This is a genomic window from Micromonospora sp. NPDC048887 (genome assembly GCF_040649715.1).
Taxonomy (GTDB): Bacteria; Actinomycetota; Actinomycetes; order Mycobacteriales; family Micromonosporaceae; genus Micromonospora.
Genome location: NZ_JBEZGA010000003.1, coordinates 358734 through 377469, shown reverse-complemented (window position 1 = coordinate 377469; position 18736 = coordinate 358734). Strand labels below are relative to the sequence as shown.

Here is an 18736-nt window from a genome sequence, read left to right as displayed (position 1 = left end):
CGCGTGCTCGCCCGGCAGAGAGCACGATGCGAGTTGATTCGCGCGCCGATCTTGTCACAATCCAAGGGAAATAACCTGAAAGAGGCGTTGATGACGCAAACGATGCGGGACTGGCTCTTCGCCGGCATCCATCTGGCACCCTGCCGCTTCGCGAACGTAGAGGCCTTCCTCTCCGGTGTCGAGCCCCACCTGCCCCTGGACGACGTCGTGCCGGCCAGGCAGGCGATCGACCTGCTGCGCCGGGCCGGCGCGTCGCTGGACGGCGACAGCGGGGAGTGCGCGGACGACGCCGCCGCCGCCCGCCGGCTCACCGCCGCCCAGCTCCGCGAGCTGGCGGACGCGCCGCTGGCCCTCGGCAGCAGCGGTACGGAGCACGCGGTGCTCGCCGCGGCGGGACCGCTGCGCGACCGGCTCACGGCGGCCGGCCTGGACGTGGCCGGAATGACCGTCACGGTCGGGTCGGTTCTGCCGGATCCGTACGCCGCGTCTGAGCGCACGTCCATCTCCATCGGCCCGTCGAAGGCCGCCCGGCACCGGCTCGAGCCCGGTGCCTACCTGCGGCTGTCCGGGCTGCGGCCGTTCCTGAGCATCACCCGGGCCGCGCGCAGGCTGGTGCACGCCGCCGCGGACGTCGGGCCGGACGGATCCGACCGGGGGCTGGAGCAGGGGCTCGCCGACGTCCTCGGGCTCTGCTACGCGGCGGCCGCGGTCGTGCCGCGCACGGCGTTACGGTCGATCCTCGTCCACGACCGGCACTGCCCCGCATCGCCGAGGCTGCGCTCCGCGCACATCCGGCAGGCCACGCTGCTCTACCGCGAATTCGGCGTCGCCGGGCTGGCCGCGCTGGTCGCCGGCGGGCGGCGCCGCATCGCCGAGGCCGAGGTGGCGGTCCTGACCGGCCGGTATCGCGAGCTCGACCTGCCACGCGGGCCGGGCGACGAGGTCATCACCTGGCTGCTCGACCACCTCTGCGGCGCGTTGCTGCCGTCGTATGTGGTCTCGCCGCTCGATCTGTTGCTGTTGGACGCCGTCCACGACGGCGCCGGCGTCGCCGAGGTGTGTGCCGCCGCCGGGGTGCCGGTGTCGGTCGGCGCCGCGCGGCTCGGCCAGCTGAGTCTCTCGACGGCGCTGTTCAGGCTGACCGGCGGGGCGGTGACCGACTCGATCCTGCCCCGCTACCGGGAGGCCGAGCAGCAGTCCGGGCAGCCGGTGCTGCGCTGGCTGGCCGGTTGACGGCGGGGCCGGGCGGGCGCGGGGCCGGACCGCACCGGCGTGCGTCGGACCGGTCCCGTCAGCGTTCCGGCGTCCACAGGTCGGGGGCGGTCCACCCGTCCAGGTCGTACTCGGCGAGGCACTGCTCGGCGAAGGCCTTGTAGCCGTCGACCAGCCCGGTCGCCGTCTGCGCGTGCAACAGCTCGACCCGGGTGTTCTCGTGGTTGCCGGCGTAGTTGCGCTCGTAGAGCTCGTGGCGGCCGCCGAACTCGGTGCCGGTCGCGTCCCAGAGCAGCTTCATCACCTTGACCCGCTGCTCGGCGTCCGAGCCGTCCGAGCCGCGCAGGTACCGGTCGAGGTAGGGCCGGATCTCCGGGTTGCGGAAGTCGTCGGCGCTGGAGTTGACGTAGATGAGCCCGCTGGCCACGTCCTGCTGGATGATCTCCTTGACCCGCGGGTAACCGATCTGCATGAACCAGCGGTACGCCATGCCGTACTGCGGGTTGGGCAGCAGCGCGCCGTTCTTCCACTGCACCGGGTTGCGGGCGGCGGCGTCCGACAGCCCCCAGAACAGGTTGCGCCACGCGAGCACCTCACCGAGCCGGCTCTGCACGCCGCGGAAGTCCTTCGTGCCGGTCAGCTCCAGGGCCTTGGCGAGCAGGCCGGCGAGGAACTCGAGCTTGACCGCGAGCCGGGTGCAGCCGTGGAAGGTGAACCGCTCGGAGAAGCCGGACTGGCCGGCGAACATCTGCACCTTGCCGAGGTTCCCGTACACGAACACGTTCTCCCACGGCACCAGCACCTGGTCGAGCACGAGGATGGTGTCGTTCTCGTCGAGCCGCGACGAGAGCGGGTAGTCGAACGGTGTGCCGACCGCGGCGGCGTTCGCCCCGTACGACGGACGGCAGATCAGCTTCACGCCGGGCGCGCCCATCGGCACGGTGGCGATCAGCGCGAACTCCTTCTTTCGCACCGGCAGGCCGAAGTGGGCGATGAAGTTGTAGTGGCTCAGCGCCGACCCGGTGGCGACCACCTTGGCGCCGCTGACGATCAGACCCTCGCCCGTCTCCCGCTCCACCCGGATGTAGACGTCGGCCACCTGGTCCGGCGGCCGGTTACGGTCCACCGGCGGATGCACGATCGCGTGGTTCCAGAAGAGCACCTTCTCCTGGGACTCCCGGTACCAGCGTTCCGCGTTGTCGCTGTACGGCGCGTAGAAGCCGGCGTTGGCCCCGAGCGTGCCGAGGAACGACGCCTTGTAGTCGGGGCTGCGCCCCATCCAGCCGTAGCTCATCCGCGCCCAGGCCGCGATGGCACGCTGATCGGCGATCATGTCGTCGACGGTGTGCGGGGTGCGGAAGAACGGGTGGGTGAAGCCGCCCGATCCGGTGTCCGTGGGCGCGGTCAGCACGTCGCGCTGGGCCGGATCGTGCAGCGCGTCGTAGAGCCGGGCGGTCATGCGTACCGGGTTGCGGAACGCCGGGTGGGTGGTGACGTCCTTGACCCGCTCGCCGTAGAGGAACACCTCGCGGCCGTCGCGCAGGCTCTCGACGTACTCGTCCCCGGTCAGCGGCCCGGTCATCGCCGTGCTCCGCCACGCCGGGACGGCCGGGCGGGCGTACCCCCGACCAGCCGGCGACCGCCGTCGTCACGCTGTCGTGGAACGAGCCCGGGCACCATGGCCCGGGCTCGTTCGGTCAACTCGGTCAACTCGGTCGGGGCGGACGGGGATGCGGACGGCGCAACCACGTTCGAGATGACGGTCATGCCGACAGCGTCACATCGGGGTGGCCAGCACGGCATCTCCGCCGGTGCTCAGCGCCGCGCCGGCGCCGCCCGGCTCAGGGCACGATCTCCATCTGCGCCATCATCCCGATGCTGGAGTGCTCGAGGAAGTGGCAGTGGTAGACGTACCGGCCCAGGTAGTCGGTGAAGGTGGCCTGCAGCCGCACCGAGGTTCCGGCCGGGATCAGCACGGTGTCCTTGAGCCCCGCGTCGTCCGCGGTCATCGGCGCGCCGGTGCGGCCCAGCACCCGGAACTGCGTCAGATGCAGGTGGAAGTTGTGGTCGATGCCGGCCTCGACGTCGTCGTTGTAGACGGTCCAGATCTCGGTCGTGCCACGCTTGATGCTGAAGTCCACCCGGTTCGGGTCGTAAGACCTCCCGTTGACCATCGGGTACGGCGGCTCCTGGCTGAAGTCGAACCCCAGGTGAACCTCACGCTGCTTGGTGGCCACGGGCAGCGTGGGCAGCGGGCGCAGCCGGAGCGGGAACCGGCTGGGATCGGCGGCGGTGGAGCGCACGTCGAAACGCAGCACCGGTCCCTTGACGGCGTCACTGAGCACCACCGAGGTGCCGACCGGCAGGCCGGTGAAGTCGACGAGCAGGTCCGCCCGCTCGCCCGAGCTGAGGGTCAGCGAGGTCCGGGCCACCGGCGCGGGCAGCAGACCGCCGTCCGAGCCGACCTGCCACATCTTCCCCTTGTCGATGCTGAACGTGTACTTGCCCTCGTTCGTCGCGTTCAGGACACGGAACCGGTACCTGCGGGCGGCGACCGGGAAGAACGGCTTGACCTTCCCGTTGACCACGACGAGGTCACGTTCGTTCGGGAAGCCCCAGATCAGTGAACCGTCGGTGTCCATCTGGACGTCGGTGAACATGATCGGCACGTCGTACGAGCCGGTCGGCAGCCCCAGGTCCTTCTCTGCCGGGTCGTTGACGAGGTAGAAGCCGTGCAGCCCGCGGTAGGTGTGCTCGGCCTCGTCGCCGTGCACGTGGTCGTGGTACCAGAGCGTGGCCCCGCGCTGGTTGTTCGGGTAGTAGTAGGTCCTGGCGGCACCCGGGAGGATCATGTCCATCGGGTGCCCGTCGTCGATCGCCTTCACGTGGCCGCCGTGCAGGTGCACGTTGGTGTGCGTGTCGAGGTTGTTGCGGAAGGTCACCTTGGCCGGCCGGCCGGTGCGGCCGTAGATGGTCGGGCCCACCCAGCCGCCGCCGTAGGTGAGCGCCGCGGTGCTGATACCCGGCACCAGTTCGAGCTGGGCGGGCTGCACCAGGACCTCGTACTCGTCGCAGTCCGCCGTCTGCCGCTTCGGCACCGCGACCGGCGGCACCGGCATGCGCGTCTGGAACGGCGTGACGCTGAGCGTCGTCGCCTTGCGCGCGGTGGCTCCGGCCGGACCGTGCGCGTGGTGGTGGGCCGCGGCTGACGCGTCCGGCCCGCTGGTGGTCGCCGCCGCCCCCCGCGACAGCATCACCGCGCCCGCCACCGATCCGCCCGCGACCAGGATCGCCCGTCTTCTCATCGCTGTTCCCCCCACTCGGTTAGGTGAGCGGGAGTCTATGGTCGTCGATCGCGGCCTAAGATCTTCCAGATTGCTTTACTGAGCCGCTTACTGAGCCGCCGATCGGCGCCACGGCGACCGGCACACCGTTGAAGACCGCGTTGCCGGAGGGCACGTCCACGGCACCACCGGTCAGCTCGTTCACATTGACCCCGGCCCGACCGGCGGCCACCCGCTGGCCGGTACGCCGGTGCCCCCACCCGTGCGGCAGGCTCACCACCCCGGGCATGATCGTGTCGGTCGGTTCCAGCTCGACCTCCAGTTCGCCGGAGGCCGAGCTGACCCGTGCCCGCTCGCCGAGGCCGAGCCGGGCCACGTCGTCCGGGTGGATCTGCAGGGTGCAGCGGTTGGTGCCGCCGGTGAGCGTCGGCACATTGTGCATCCAGCTGTTGTTCGAGCGCAGGTGCCGGCGTCCGATCAGCACCATGGGCGCGGGCGGGCGGATCATCGCCGCCCGCAACCGCCCGGTGTCCTCGGCGAGCGGCTGGGGGGCGAGCTCGACCCGCCCGGACGGCGTCTTGAGGATCTCGGACAGCCGGGGTTCCAACGGGCCCAGGTCGATCCCGTTCGGGTGGTCGAGCAGCTTCCGGCGGGTCAGGCCGTACGGGCCCATCCGCAGCATGGCGTCGAGCAGCAGATCCGGGCCGTCCTCGCCGTCCAGTTCGGCGCGGGTCGTCACCGGGATCGCCGACAGGAGCTGGCCCAGCATCTGCTCTGGCAGCCCGGACGGGTCGGCCTGCGCGCCCAGTCCCATCGCGATCAGCGTGAGCCGCTCCAGGATCTCGGCCTCGCTGCGCTGCCCGGCGTCGAGTGGCACCACCGCCGGGGAGTAGCGGGCGTAGTTGCGTACCTGGATGGTGGAGATGAGGAAGTCGTAGTGCGCCATCTGCAGGGTGCGCGGCGGCGGCAGGATGACGTGGGCGTGCCGGGTCGTCTCGTTCAGGTACGGATCGACAGCCACCATGAAGTCGAGACTCTCCAGCGCCCGGTCGAGCCGTCCGCCGTCCGGAGTGGACAGCACCGGATTGCCGGCGACGACGACGAGAGCCCGTACCTGACCGGGGCCGGGCTGCTCGATCTCGTCGGCCATGGTGGCGGCCGGGAACTCCCCGAGGGTCTCGGGGAAGCCCTTCACCCGGCTGCGCCAACGCCCCGCGGTGAACGGCTCGGGGCTCTTGTGCACCTCGGCGGTGGCCGGCTTCGCGTACATCACCCCGCCGGCCCGGTCGAAGTTTCCGGTCAGCACGTTGAGCACGTCCACCAACCACTGCGCGAGGGTGCCGAACTCGGCCGTACAGGTGCCGATGCGGGCGTAGACGGCGGCGGTGGGCGCGGCGGCGAGCTCCCGGGCGAGCCGCCGGACGGTCTCCGCGTCGACGCCGCAGAACGGGGCCACCAGTTCGGGCGTGAACGGCGCGGCCAGCTCCCGCAGCCGGTCGAGGCCGGCCACCGGCACCCGGATCGTCACCAGTTCCTCGTCCAGCAGCGTGTGCACCATGGCGAACAGCAGCGCCGGGTCACTGCCGGGCCGGACGAACACATGCTCGTCGGCCAGCTCGGCGGTCCGGGTGCGGCGCGGGTCGAGCACCACGATGCGCCCGCCGCGCTCGCGCAGCCGCCGCATCCGCCCCGGGAAGTCCGGCGCGGCGCACAGCGAGCCGTTCGACACCGCCGGGTTGGCTCCGATGATCAGCAGGTGGTCCGTGCGGTCGAGGTCGGGCACCGCCACCGCCCACGGGTCGCCGGTCATCAGCCCGGACGCCACGTGCTTGGGCATCTGGTCGACGGTGCTCGCCGAGAACACGTTGCGGGTGCCGAGCGCCATGGCCAGCGGACCCCGGTAGAGGATGCCGGCCATGGTGTGGAAGGTCGGGTTGCCGTAGTAGAGCGACAGGGCCTCCCGCCCGTGCTCGGCGATGACTCCCTCCAGCCCCCGGGCGACGATCGCGAACGCCTCGTCCCAGTCCGCCCGGCGCCACGCCTCACCCTCGCGGACCATCGGGCCGGTAAGCCGGTCCGGGTCCTCGTCGAGGCGGCCCAGGGTGGCGCCCTTCGGGCACAGGTAGCCCTTGGAGAACGGGTCGTCCTTGTCACCGGTCACCGATGTGACCCGGTCACCGTCGAGGGTCAGGCGCAGGCCGCAGACGGCCTCGCAGAGCGGGCAGGTGCGATACGCGGTCCGCGTGCCGGTCATGAGACTCTCCCGTCAGTTCAGGCGGACGCCGGCGTCGTCGAGGGCCTTGAGCAGCGTGCCGCGCTCCAGCTCGGCGGCGACGAGTTCGAGCTCGTCGGCCATGTAGCGGTCCTCGTCGAGGGTCGGCACGAGCGACCGGATCGTGTCGTAGGTGACCCGGGCGGCCGGGCTGAGCCGGTCCCGGCGGCCGGAGACGTCCACGGCCTGCGCGGCGGCGAGGAACTCCAGGGCCAGGATGATGTGGTTGTTCCGCAGCACCCGGCGAGCGTTACGGGTGGCGATCAGGCCCATGCTGACCACGTCCTGGTTGTCGCCGTTGGACGGGACGCTCTGGGTGCTGGCGGGGCTGATCGTGCGGTTCTCCGCGACCAGCGCGGTGGCCGGGTACTGCGCACCGGCGAAGCCACTGTTGAGACCCGGCTCGCCCTTGACCAGGAACTCCGGCAGACCGTAGCTGAGGTGCCGGTTGAGCAGCCGGTTGCTGCGCCGCTCGGAGAGGACGCCGAGCTGGGTGAGCGCGATGGTCAGGAAGTCCATCACGAAGGCCACCGGCTGACCGTGGAAGTTCGCCCCGTGGAAGATCTCCTTGCCGGTGAAGAACAGCGGGTTGTCGTTGGCCGAGTTCAGCTCGATCTCGAGCTTGAGCCGGGTGTGCGACAGGGTGTCCCGCACCGCGCCGATGACCTGCGGGATGGCCCGCAGCGAGTACGCCTTCTGGAGGTAGACGTCGGAGCGGTAGACGTTGCCGCCGTTGCCGTTGCCGTTCTCCTTGCTGGCGGCCACCTGCTTGCGCAGGTCGGCGTGCTCGACGGTGAGCTTGCTGCCGGCCATCAGCGTGCGCATGTTGGCGGCGCTCGCGATCTGCCCGGCGTGCGGCCGGGCGATGTCGTGGCCCTCCGGCTGGAACGGGCTCATCGAACCCTGCAACGTCTCGATGACCAGTGCGGCGGCGATCTCGGCGTGTCGGGCCTGGGCCAGCGCGTACTCGGCCAGCAGAGCGCCCACACCGGTCATCGCCGAGGTGCCGTTGATGAGGGCGAGGCCCTCCTTGAAGCGCAGCCGCAGCGGCTCGATGCCGAGCGAGCGCAGCACCGGCCCGGTCGGCGTCTTGTCGCCGTCGCGCAGCAGGTAGCCCTCGCCGATCAGGGTGCTGGCGATGTGTGCGAGCGGGGCCAGGTCTCCGCTGGCGCCGAGTGAGCCGATCTCCGGTACGGCGGGGGTGAGGCCCTCGTTGAGGTAGAGCGCGAGGCGCTCGAGCACCACGGGACGAACCGCGGAGTGGCCCTTCGCCAGCGCGTTCAGCCGGGCGGCGACCACGGCGCGTGCCTCGGCCTCGGCGAACAGCGGACCGACGCCGGCGCTGTGGCTGCGGACCAGGTTGGTCTGCAACTCGGTCTCCTTGGCCGTGTCGACGAGCATGTAGATCATCTCGCCGTAGCCGGTCGTCACGCCGTAGACCGGAACGTTGCTGCGGACGGTCTCCTCGAACTGCTCCCGGCTCGCGGCGGCGCGGCTGAGCACCCGCTCGCCGAGGACTACCGGCACGTGCTCCTCGGCAACCTGGCGCACCTGCGGCACGTCGAGCGTCTCGCCGTTCAACTCGACTCGGACATCGGTTTCCACCGTGGTCATGTGATGCTCCCGATTGGTGTGGGGAAAGAACGCCTGGTTGCGCATCGATGCCATCACCGGCGCGATAGCCGTCGCACCTCTTCGCTTGCCCTGGTGCCGGCCTGGTGTTCACGTGCTGCCGCGGACGGCACCGACGAAGATGCACCCGCCGGCCGTGGTCGCCGAGCATGAAGGCACTGACCCGGCCGCCCGCTCCACCGGGCCACCGCCGAGGCGCAGGCCCTGCTGGACGTAGGCCGGAAGGACGCCGCATGATCAACGTGTTTCAGCCGAGTGTGGGTGCCGAGGAGCTCGCGGCGGTCGGCGAGGCATTCGACAGCAACTGGCTGGGCTACGGCCCTCGGACGCGGGAGTTCGAGCGCGCCTTCGGTGAGCACCTCGGCGTACCGCCGGAGACGTTGCTTTTCCTCAACTCGGCCACCTCGGCGCTGGGGCTGACCGCCAGGCTGCTCGAGTTCGGTCCGGGCGACGAAGTCGTGGTGCCCTCGGTGAGCTTCGTGGCCAACGCCAACACGATCGCCGCCTCCGGCGCCCGGGTGGTGTTCTGCGACGTCGACCCGCACACCCTGAACCCGTCGGTGGCGGACATCGCCGCCTGCCTCACCCCGCGCACGAAGGCGGTGACGATCCTGCACTACGGCGGGCACCCGGGGGAGGTCGTGGGGATCGCCGAGCTGTGCCGCGAGCGCGGCATCCCGCTCGTCGAGGACGCCGCCTGCGCGGTCTATTCCCAGGTGGCGGGGAAGGCGTGCGGCACTTTCGCCGACGTCGGCATCTGGAGCTTCGACTCACGCAAAATCATCACCACCGGCGACGGCGGCATGATCTATCTGCGCGATCCGGAGATGGCCCGGCGCGCCCACCGCCTGGCTTACCACGGCATGCAGGACCGCGGCGCCTTCGCGGCGATGGCCCGCGACCCGCGCCGCTGGTGGGATCAGACCATCCACGAGGTCGGCCAGCGGCTCATCGGAAACGACATGACCGCGGCCATCGGCCAGGTCCAGCTGCGCCGCCTGCCCGGCTTCGTGGCGCGCCGCCGCGACATCTGCGCCGCCTACGACCGGGCGCTTGCGGGCCTGCGGGGCGTGCGGCTCTGCCCGCAGCCGCCCGAGGAACACCGGTCCACGCACTACTTCTACTGGGTCCAGGTGGATCCGGCGCTGCGTGACGGCATCGCCGAGGAACTGCTGGAGAACGGCGTCTACACGACATTCCGTTATCCACCGCTGCACCGCGTTCCGCTGTACGGCTCGGACGCCCGCCTGCCCGGCACCGACGCCGCCGCCGCGACGACCCTTCTGCTGCCCCTGCACCAGTCACTCACCGACGCCGAGGTCGAGCAGGTGGCCTCGCTGTTCCGCACGGCGGTCGAACGGCGCACCCCGGCCGTGGCGGTCTGAGCGGACAAGCCGGCGCGCCGCGACCGCTGAGCGCCCGTCACTCACCATGGGAGGCATCATGACCATCGGCACCGGAACGGTCACCGAATGCACGGCCTGCCGGATCTGCGGCAACCGCAATCTGGTGCCGGTGCTGGACCTGGGGATGCAGGCACTCACCGGCATCTTCCCCCGGCCCGGCGAGGACGTACAGATCGCCCCACTGGAGCTTGTGCGGTGTGACCTGGGCGGCTGCGGACTCCTGCAGATGCGGCACACCGCCGACCTGTCGCTGATGTACGGCGAGCATTACGGCTACCGCTCCAGCATCCGCCCCTTCATGATCAATCACCTGAACGGCAAGGTGGCCGCCCTTACCGGCCTGGTCGAGTTGAGTCCGGGCGACCTGGTGCTCGACATCGGTAGCAACGACGGGACCCTGCTCAAGGCGTACCCGTCGCACGTCACCCGGGTGGGCGTCGATCCGACCGGCGAGAAGTGGCGCCAGTACTACCCGGACGACATCGCCCTGATCTCCGACTTCTTCACCAGGGACGGCTTCACCGAGCGGTACGGCGACCGCAAGGCGAAGATCGTCACCGCGATCGCGATGTTCTACGACCTGCCCGACCCGCTGGGCTTCATGACCGAGGTGCGCGACATCCTGGCCGACGACGGCGTGTGGATGATCGAGATGAGCTACGCGCTGCCGCTGCTGGAGATCCCCGCGTACGACGCGATCTGCCACGAGCACCTGGAGTACTACCAGCTGCGCCAGATCGAGTGGATGGCGGCACGGGCCGGGCTCACCCTGACCACCGCCGAGATCACCGACGTGAACGGCGGCAGCCTCTGCGTCACCCTGGTCAAGGACCCGTCGAAGCACCGGATCGACCACGCCGGCATCGAGCGCGTCCGGCAGCGTGAGGCGGCGCTGCGGCTCGACACCGAGCAGCCGTACGAGACGTTCGCCCGCCGCGTCGCCGAGCACCGCGACCAGGTGCGCGCGTTCTTCGACCGCTCGCGCCGGGCCGGCCTGCACACCATCGGGTACGGCGCGTCGACAAAGGGCAACGTGATCCTCCAGTACTGCGGCCTGAGCACCGACGACCTGCCGTGCATCGGCGAGGTCAGCGAGGAGAAGCACGGCGCGGTCACCCCCGGCACCGGAATCCCGATCGTCTCCGAGGAGGAGGCGAAGGCCCGCCGCCCCGACCAGTTGTTCGTGTTGCCCTGGGTGCACCGGCAGGGTTTCCTCGAACGGGAGCGCGAGTTCGTCGCCGCCGGCGGGAAGCTCGTCTTCCCGCTGCCGTCGCTGTCCGGGCCGATCTGATGCGACCCGGGTTCCTCGCCTCGGCGCTCGTCACCGACGGGCCTGTCGACGCCGACCTGTTCCTGAAGCAGCGGTCTGCCTCCGCCACGTACGAGGTGACGGAGGTGCCGCTGTCGGCGCTGCCCGAATGGCGGCTGACAGACCGGCTGGCGCACACCTCGGGTCGCTTCTTCAGCGTGGAGGGCCTCGCGGTCCGCACCAACTTCGGTCCCGTGCCCGCCTGGCACCAGCCGATCATCGTGCAGCCCGACATCGGCATCCTGGGCATCCTGGTCAAGCGGTTCCACGGCGTGCCGCACTTCCTCATGCAGGTCAAGATGGAGCCCGGCAACAGCAGCCTGGTGCAGTACGCCGCGACCGTGCAGGCCACGCAGAGCAACTACCAGCGCGTGCACGGTGGGCGACCCACGCCGTACCTGGAACACTTCCTGCGCCCCTCGCGCGGCCGGGTGCTGGTCGACCGGCTGCTCTCCGAACACGCGTCGTGGTACCTGCACAAGCGGAACCGCAACATGATCGTCGAGATTCCGCCGGACGTGGACGTGCCGCGCCTCGACGACTTCGCCTGGCTCACCCTCGGGCAACTTCGGGCACAGCTGGCCGCCGGCCACGTGAACATGAACGCCCGTACGGTGCTGGCCTGCATCTCCTACGCCGGCAACGGGCCGGACCCCGAGGACGACTTCCACGCGGCCGTGGTCGCCTCGCACCGCCGCAGCCGCTCGGACGCCGACCTGGCCGACGCCATGACCTGGCTGATCGACCAGAAGGAGCTCTACACGCTCGACGTCCGCCGCACCGCCCTGTCCGGCCTGGACGGCTGGATCGCCGACGACGAGGGCATCCGGCACCGCGACGGCGGCTACTTCCGCGTCGTCGGCCTCAAGATCACCGCGACCAGCCGCGAGGTCACCAGCTGGACCCAGCCGATGCTGGAGCCGGTGCCCGGCAACCTGGTCGCGTTCCTCTGCCGGCGCCGGGGCGGCGTGCTCGAGTTCCTGGTCCAGGCGTTGGTGCAGCCCGGCTTGACGGACCGGCTGGAGCTGGCCGCCAGCATCCAGCTGGCCCCCGGTTACTACCGCACCCCGTCCGATCTTCCCCCGCTGGTGGAGTATCTCTCCGCCCCGGTGTCACAGGTCCGGCACAGCTCGGTGCAGTCGGAGGACGGCGGCCGCTTCCTGCGGGCCGACACCCGGCACGTGGTCATCGAACTGCGGCCCGGCCAGGAGGTGGACGTGCCGCCCACCCACCGCTGGATGACACTGGGCCTGCTGGACCGCCTGGTGTCGGCGGGCTACTACGTGAACGTCGAGGCCCGCAGCCTGATGGCCTGCCTTCTCTAGGAGTCGCGTGGACTTCCTCCTGATCGGCCGGTCGCGCTTCGCGCAGCGGCGGGTCCTGCCCGCCGCCGCGGCGCTTCCCTTCGATTCGATCACCGTGGTGAGCCGCCGGGACGGCACGCACTGGCGTACCCTGACCGGCCGCAGGCCCGGCCTGGTCTACGTCTCCCTGACCAACGGCGAGCACGCCGAGGCCGTCGCGTGGGCCCTGCGGTCGGGACACCACGTGGTGGTCGACAAGCCCGCCTTCCCGACCCTGACCGAGGCGCGGTCGGCCGTCGCACTGGCCCGGCGGTCGTCGCTGGTCCTGGCCGAGGCGACCTGCTACTCGTACCATCCGATGTTCGCCTGGGCGGGCGCGCTGGACGCGACGTTCACCAAGGCCGTCGCGGTCTTCACCCCGCCGGTGCCCGCCACCGACTTCCGCCACGACCGTTCGCGGGGTGGCGGAGCCCTGCTGGACACCGGCCCCTACCTCGCGTCCCTGGGCCGGGTCCTGTGGGATGCCGAGCCCGACCGCCTCCAGGTCATCGTCGGCGACCGTGCCCCCGACGGCCTGGAACTCGCCTACAGCGTGCTGGCCGGTTATCCGGGCGACCGCACGCTCGTCGGACAGTTCGGTTTCACGACGGGCTACCGCAACGCCCTCCATCTGCTGGGCCCCGGCGTCGGTGTGGACTTCGAGCGCCCGTTCTCGGCGCCGCCGGACCTCTCCCCCACCGTGCGGGTGGACGCCGGGGGCACGTCCGAGTCGCACCGGCTCCCGCCGGCCGACAGCATGCTCCTGTTCCTGGACCGGGTGCTGGCGGCCGTCCGTTCGGGTTCCCGGGAGTTCGACGAGCCGCTTCTCAGCGACGCCCGGACCCGGGATCAGCTCGCCCGCGCCGCCGACCTCGACCTCGCCACGAGAACGGTTCAGCCTGGTGGAACGGGCGGTTGACCGACCGGCGGGCCCGGTGGAGCGCGGTCAGGGGCTCGTCTCGCTCGCGTCGCAGACGGCGTAGCGATGCATCGTGACGCCCTGTTTGAACGACCGCTGCTCGATCAGGTCGAGGTCGATGGGCATGTCGTAGTCGTCGAAGAGCGGCCGGCCGTAGCCGAGGATCGCCGGGTGGGTGAAGAGCAGCAGCTCATCGAGCAGCCTCGCCCGCAGCAGCTGCGTGGCCAGCGTCGCGCCGCCCACCCCGAGAGTGCCGGGGGTGGTGGCGCGGAGGTCGGCGAGCTGCTCGATCGCGTCGTCACCGCCGATGATCCGGGTGCTGTGGTCGGCGTGGCGGCGGGTGCGGGACACCAGCACCTTGGGCGCGGCGGTCCAGATCTCGCCGTACTCCCGCAGGAAGTCCGGCAGCGACTCGTCCCCCCGCGCGCGTGGCCAGTACTCCTCCATGATCTCGTACATGACGCGACCCTGGACCATGATCGAGAGTGCGCGCGCCCGCGCGTTGAACTCCCGGTGCAGCTCCTCGTCGATGCGCAGCCACTCGCCGGCGCCGTTGTCACCCGGCACCTGCTCGATCCGGAGGTCGAGGGACACGTTCATCCAGTACACGAAGCGGCCCATCATCGCCTCTTCCCGGTAGCGGTTGCGTTCCGCAACCACTATATGTAGAGCGACATACCTGTCAAGGAGGAAGCGTGCAACAACGATCCGGGTGTCCGATCAACGCCGCCGTCGAGTTGCTCGGCGACAGGTGGTCGATGCTCGTGCTCCGCGACGTCATCTTCGGCGACCGACGATACTTCAGGGCGCTGCTCGCCGGATCGGTCGAGGGCATCGCGTCGAACATCCTCGCCGACCGCCTGGTGCGGCTGGTCGAGGCGGGGATCCTCACCCGCGGCACCGCGGCGCGGGGGCAGCGCGCTCTCTACAGCCTCACCGAGAGTGGCATCCAGACCCTGCCGATCCTCTACGCCCTCGGCGACTGGGGGCTCGACTGGCGCCCCGGCGACGACGCGCTCCGCAGCCGACAGCAGTTCATGCGCGACGCGGGCCCGGCGTTCCTCGACGAACTCATGGACGAACTCCGGGTACGCCACCTGGGCGCGCCGCCGAAGCCGCGGCACGGCCCCGGCGCCTTCGAGCGCCTCGAAGCCGCGTACGCCGCCGAGCGGGAACGCACCGCAGGCGAGAGCGTGACGGGTACGCCGGCGGGCCGGTGAGCCGGCCCCGGCCGGCCGGGGCGGTGGCCGTCTCCGGCGGGATCACACGACGCAGCCGGTGCGCCTGCTCTCGCAGAGCGCACCGGCTGCGTCAGGCGACGGCACGGACCGGCTCATGTCCGGCGCGCCACCGGTTCGGGTGGGACCCGGCCGGCCCTACATCAACGGATTCGCACCGCGCGGCCGGGCGGTGAGTTCCTCCAGCGTCCGCTCCAGCAACAGATGCGGGTCCTGGGTCGCGACCTGGCCGAGACCCGGCGGGCAGCGGTCCCAGCCGAGCAGCCGCTGCACCTCCTCCGGCAGGGTCTGCACTGTCTCCCGCGGGACCGCGAGGTACTGGTTCTCCTCCTGCCGAAGGTTGCCCAGGTCGAGCGCGACGGAGAGGCTCATCCGCGAGGAGTCAGTGGTGTTGGCGCCGCCGCCGTGGTAGACGCCGCCCGGCCAGAGCAGCGCGGAACCGGCGGGCATGACGGCCGGGACCGTCTCGGCGTACGTCGGGGCCCGCTCGTCGTCCCAGTGGTGACTGCCGGGGATGACCAGGGTCGCGCCGTTCGCCGCGGTGAAGTCCGTCATGGCCAGCATCAGCTGCAGCCGGCACGGCGGGCCCGGATGCCGCCACAGATGCATCGCGTCGTCGCGGTGCAACGGCTGCCGGCCCTGCCCCGGGTCGATGCGGATCGCCTGGGTGAAGCTGACCTGGATGTTCGGCGTCACCTCCATCCGGACCTTGCCGATCCACATGTGCGTGGGCTGTTGCAGCAGGCGCCGGGCCGCACCGAGGTACTGCGGCTGGGTGACCACTGTGGACATGTGACGCGGCGACCAGTGGAACAGGCTGGACAGCCGCTTGGTCTTCTGCCCGTCGTAACCACTCTCGCTGTAGCCGGCCGCATCGAGGCCGGACTCGAGGTCCGCCCGGAGCCCGGCGAGGGTCTCGCCGTCGACGAAGTTCTCGACGATCACCGCCCCGTCGCGTTCCAGGATCGCCACGACGTCGTCCAGCGGAGCGGCCGGGGTGACGTGGGTCAGGTCGGCCATCCCAGTCACCCCTCGACGCGGGCCAGGATGTTACGGGTCAGGGTCTCCAGATCCGGGTCCTCGAACAGGTCCCCGATGTCGAGAGTGACACCGAGCTGCTCCTCGACCGCCGCGGCGATCTGCACGGCGGCGATGGACTGCCCGTTGAGTTCGAAGAACGTGCCGGACCGATCGCCCAGGACATCCGTCCAGATGGCCGCGACCCGTTCGGCGATGTCCGCGGTGGCCGGCTGCTGCTGAGTGGTCATGTCGCTCCTCCTGGCAGGAGATCAGAGGTACTGGGTGTTGGGGGCGAGCCCGCAGGCCACCCGCCCGTACAGTTCGAAGTTGGTGTCGGGGTGCATGATCGCGTGCAGGTTCAGCGCCTTGATGTCGCGCTCGATGCGCTGGATCGGCACGTCGAGCTGGAGCGAGCTTCCGCCGCTCGCACCGGCCAGCAGGTCGACTGCCTCCTTGGCGCGCAGGCACGCGGCGCCCAGGTCGAGCCGGGCCTGGACCCGCTCCTCGATCGTCCACGGTTCGCCGGTGGCCGCCTTCGCGTCGATCCGGTCGGCGGTGCGCAGGATGTGGAAGCCGGCCTCGTCCACCCGGAGCGTCGCGCCGGCCACCTGGAGGTGGGTCAGCGGCGCGGCGCTCTGCTCGTCGTAGTCGGTGTAGGTGATCTTGCGGCCCGGCAGCCGGGTGAGGAACGCGTCCCGCGCCGCCTGCGCCAGCCCGTAGGCGACGGCGCCCACAGTCATGCAGGCGATCGGCATGAACGGGGCCCGCCACATCGGCGCCGAGGGGTCCTGCTGCAGCGGGTGCGCCCCGCCGATCACCGGACCCATCGGCAGCACCCGGTCCTCGGGCACGAAGACGTTGTCCGCCACGGTGGAGACGCTGCCCGAGCCGCGCATGCCGGTGGTGTGCCAGTCGTCGATGACCTGCAGCTCGCTCATCGGGACGAGGACCATGACGGGCTCGAACTGGCCGTCCGGGGTGGGCCGGACGGCGGCGTTGACGTTCCAGTCGCTCTGCAGGCAGCCCGTGTTGAACGACCACTTGCCGTTGACCCGGTAGCCACCGTCGACCGGCGTCGCCATGGCGGTCGGGCTGAGGATGCCGCTGATCCGCACGTCCGGATCGGCGAACACCTCCGCGCGCACGGAGTCGGGGAACAACCCGACCATCCAGCTGCTGATCAGCCAGACGGACGCGGTCCATGCCGCGGAGCCGTCGCCGCGCGCGAGTTCGGCCAGCACCTCGGCGACGGTCCGCATGTCGGACTCGTAGCCGCCGTAGCTCCGCGGGACCCGCATACGCAGCAGGCCGGAGCCGCCCAGCGCTTCGAGCGTCTCGATGCTGAGCCGCCGCTGCTCCTCCGACGCCTGTGCGTTGTTCCGCAGCAGCGGGCCGAGCTCGGCCGCACGCCGCAGCAGCTCCGCTCGTGGCAGCGTGGTGACTGTGTCCATTGATTCTCCTCGAGTCCGAACGCCGTTAGGTGTGACTCTGGCCGCTCAGGTCACCGCGACGCATCTCCTGAGCTGCTGTCTTGTCCGTCGGCCGGGGCCGGCGGCTGGTCCAGTCCGGTCAGCCGGCGGCGGTCGACCTTGCCCGTCTCGTTGCGCGGCAGCGCGTGCGGCACAACCCGGAACGTCATCGGCAGCATCACGTCACCGAAGCGCTGCCGCATGTGCGCGCGCCACCGCGCCGGGTCCGGCCCCTCCCGCGGCACGACGTACGCGGTCAGCCTGGTGACGATGCCGTCGGCACCGGTCACGGCGAGCACGGCGCACTCGGTGATGGAGTCGTGCTCGAGCAGAATCGACTCGATCTCGGCCAGTTCCAGCCGATGCCCCTGGATCTTCACCTGCTGGTCCCGGCGGCCCCGGAACTCCAGCAGCCCGTCGTCGCGGCGCAGGCCCAGGTCGCCGGTCCGGTACCAGGGCCCCGGCCCACGGCCGGGCACGGGGCGGAAGGCCGGCCCACCGGCGTCGTCGCCGAGATAGCCCGGGGTCACGTACGGACTGCCGACCACGATCTCACCCACCACTCCGGGCGGACAGTCGCGGTCCCGCTCGTCGAGGACCAGCACGTCCCGGCCGGGGATCGGCCGCCCGATGGGCACGGTGCCCCGGAACCCGCGTGGAATCCGGTGCCAGGTGGCGGCGACCGTCTCGGTCGGGCCGTAGATGTTTGCCAGGGCCATCCGGGGCGCCGCGGCCTGGAATCCCTGGACCAGGCTTTCCGGCACTGCCTCGCCCATGAGCAGCAGGCGACGCAGGAGCAGGGGCACCCGGGACCGCTCGGTGCTCTCGGTCAGCAACTGGCGGGCGAAGCTGGGCACGGTCTGCAGGACGTCGATCCGCTCCGCCGACAGCCAGGCGAGCAGGCGGCCGGGGTGGGCGCGGATCGGGTCGGGCACCGGGCAGAGCACCGCGCCGGCCACCAGCGTCGCGAACGTCTCGCACAGCGCGGGGTCGTGGTCCGGGGCCACCCACTGCGCCACCCGTACGCCCGGAGCCAGTCCGAACTCGGTGGCGAACCAGGTACTGAACTGCGCCAGTGCGGCATGCGTCTGTGGCACGCCCTTGGGCCGGCCGGTGGAACCCGAGGTGTGCGCGAGGTAGGCCCAGGCCCCGGGCGGAACGGACGGCTCGGTCGCGGTCGCGTCGGGCAGGGCTGTCACATCGATCTGCGGTACACCGGTGCGCCCGGTGTGCCAGTCGCTCAGCTCGTCGCCGGCACCGCCGGTCAGCACGGCGGCCGGGCGCACCGCGTCGAGGATGGCGCGACCGCGCTCGCCGGCCGCCCCGGTGCCGGACCACAGCAGCACGGCGCCGGCGCGCAGCACCCCCAGCAGCGCCGCGTACCGGTCCGGTCCGGCCGGTACCCGTACGGCGACCGGGCGACCGGCGAAGCCGGCCAGCGCGGCGGCGATCCGTGCGGCGTGCCGGTCGAGGTCGCGCGCGGAGACGGCCTCGTCTCCCCACGAGATGGCGGTGGCTTCCGGCGCCGCCTCGGCGCGGCGCCGGACGAGCAGGTGCACCGGCGCGCCCGGCGCGAGAACGGGTGCGGTCATGGCGGAGTCCTCCACTTCAGGTCCGGCCTCCGGATCTGAA

The 18736-nt window shown here is 71.1% G+C and carries 15 protein-coding genes; 6 read left to right on the top strand and 9 right to left on the bottom strand.

Features of this window, described 5'->3' with window-relative positions:
• Window positions 1-90: 90 nt before the first annotated feature.
• On the top strand, window positions 91-1233 hold the full coding sequence (locus tag AB0C17_RS07250) for a hypothetical protein (protein WP_357389624.1): 1143 nt from the start codon (window positions 91-93) through the stop codon (window positions 1231-1233).
• A 58-nt stretch (window positions 1234-1291) separates the two neighbouring features.
• Here the strand turns inward: AB0C17_RS07250 and AB0C17_RS07245 are convergent, their stop codons facing one another.
• The 4 genes from AB0C17_RS07245 to cmdF form a co-directional block, all read right to left on the bottom strand.
• A complete protein-coding gene (locus tag AB0C17_RS07245) occupies window positions 1292-2794 on the bottom strand; it encodes a 4-hydroxyphenylacetate 3-hydroxylase N-terminal domain-containing protein (protein ID WP_357389622.1) in 1503 nt (500 codons plus the stop codon).
• A gap of 259 nt (window positions 2795-3053) precedes the next feature.
• Window positions 3054-4517, bottom strand: a complete 1464-nt coding sequence (locus AB0C17_RS07240; RefSeq protein ID WP_357389620.1) for a multicopper oxidase family protein — start codon at window positions 4515-4517, stop codon at window positions 3054-3056.
• A gap of 55 nt (window positions 4518-4572) precedes the next feature.
• Window positions 4573-6750, bottom strand: coding sequence for a molybdopterin oxidoreductase family protein (locus tag AB0C17_RS07235; RefSeq protein ID WP_357389618.1), 2178 nt, complete (start codon window positions 6748-6750; stop codon window positions 4573-4575).
• Window positions 6751-6762: 12 nt separating this feature from the next.
• Entirely contained in the window at window positions 6763-8382 is a 1620-nt protein-coding gene (cmdF, locus tag AB0C17_RS07230) for a tyrosine 2,3-aminomutase (RefSeq protein ID WP_357389616.1), read from the bottom strand.
• A gap of 251 nt (window positions 8383-8633) precedes the next feature.
• Between cmdF and AB0C17_RS07225 the strand changes: the two genes are divergently transcribed.
• The 4 genes from AB0C17_RS07225 to AB0C17_RS07210 are packed head-to-tail and all read left to right on the top strand — an operon-like array spanning window position 8634 to window position 13377.
• Window positions 8634-9785: a DegT/DnrJ/EryC1/StrS family aminotransferase gene (locus AB0C17_RS07225; RefSeq protein ID WP_357389614.1), complete on the top strand. Its 1152-nt coding sequence runs from the start codon at window positions 8634-8636 to the stop codon at window positions 9783-9785.
• Window positions 9786-9843: 58 nt separating this feature from the next.
• The gene (locus AB0C17_RS07220; protein WP_357477169.1) at window positions 9844-11097 is read left to right on the top strand and encodes a class I SAM-dependent methyltransferase; all 1254 of its coding nucleotides are present in this window, start codon (window positions 9844-9846) and stop codon (window positions 11095-11097) included.
• Window positions 11097-12440 (top strand): NDP-hexose 2,3-dehydratase family protein, encoded by a 1344-nt coding sequence (locus tag AB0C17_RS07215; protein WP_357477167.1) that lies wholly within the window; start codon window positions 11097-11099, stop codon window positions 12438-12440. Before AB0C17_RS07220 ends, AB0C17_RS07215 begins: the two co-directional genes overlap by 1 nt.
• Window positions 12441-12447: 7 nt before the next feature.
• Complete coding sequence (locus AB0C17_RS07210) at window positions 12448-13377, top strand: Gfo/Idh/MocA family oxidoreductase (protein ID WP_357477164.1); 930 nt, start codon at window positions 12448-12450, stop codon at window positions 13375-13377.
• A gap of 27 nt (window positions 13378-13404) precedes the next feature.
• On the opposite strand, the gene AB0C17_RS07205 is transcribed toward AB0C17_RS07210, so the two are convergent.
• Window positions 13405-13998 (bottom strand): dihydrofolate reductase family protein, encoded by a 594-nt coding sequence (locus tag AB0C17_RS07205; RefSeq protein WP_357477161.1) that lies wholly within the window; start codon window positions 13996-13998, stop codon window positions 13405-13407.
• A 74-nt stretch (window positions 13999-14072) separates the two neighbouring features.
• Between AB0C17_RS07205 and AB0C17_RS07200 the strand changes: the two genes are divergently transcribed.
• On the top strand, window positions 14073-14597 hold the full coding sequence (locus tag AB0C17_RS07200) for a helix-turn-helix domain-containing protein (RefSeq protein ID WP_357477158.1): 525 nt from the start codon (window positions 14073-14075) through the stop codon (window positions 14595-14597).
• A 156-nt stretch (window positions 14598-14753) separates the two neighbouring features.
• Here the strand turns inward: AB0C17_RS07200 and AB0C17_RS07195 are convergent, their stop codons facing one another.
• From AB0C17_RS07195 to AB0C17_RS07180, 4 genes are read right to left on the bottom strand one after another with little or no spacing between them, the layout of a single operon-like run.
• Window positions 14754-15635 (bottom strand): phytanoyl-CoA dioxygenase family protein, encoded by an 882-nt coding sequence (locus AB0C17_RS07195; protein WP_357389602.1) that lies wholly within the window; start codon window positions 15633-15635, stop codon window positions 14754-14756.
• A 5-nt stretch (window positions 15636-15640) separates the two neighbouring features.
• On the bottom strand, window positions 15641-15883 hold the full coding sequence (locus AB0C17_RS07190) for a phosphopantetheine-binding protein (RefSeq protein WP_357389600.1): 243 nt from the start codon (window positions 15881-15883) through the stop codon (window positions 15641-15643).
• Window positions 15884-15904: 21 nt separating this feature from the next.
• Window positions 15905-17086, bottom strand: a complete 1182-nt coding sequence (locus AB0C17_RS07185) for an acyl-CoA dehydrogenase family protein (RefSeq protein ID WP_357389598.1) — start codon at window positions 17084-17086, stop codon at window positions 15905-15907.
• Window positions 17087-17136: 50 nt separating this feature from the next.
• Window positions 17137-18696, bottom strand: a complete 1560-nt coding sequence (locus tag AB0C17_RS07180; protein ID WP_357477155.1) for an amino acid adenylation domain-containing protein — start codon at window positions 18694-18696, stop codon at window positions 17137-17139.
• Between the last annotated feature and the right edge of the window lie 40 nt (window positions 18697-18736).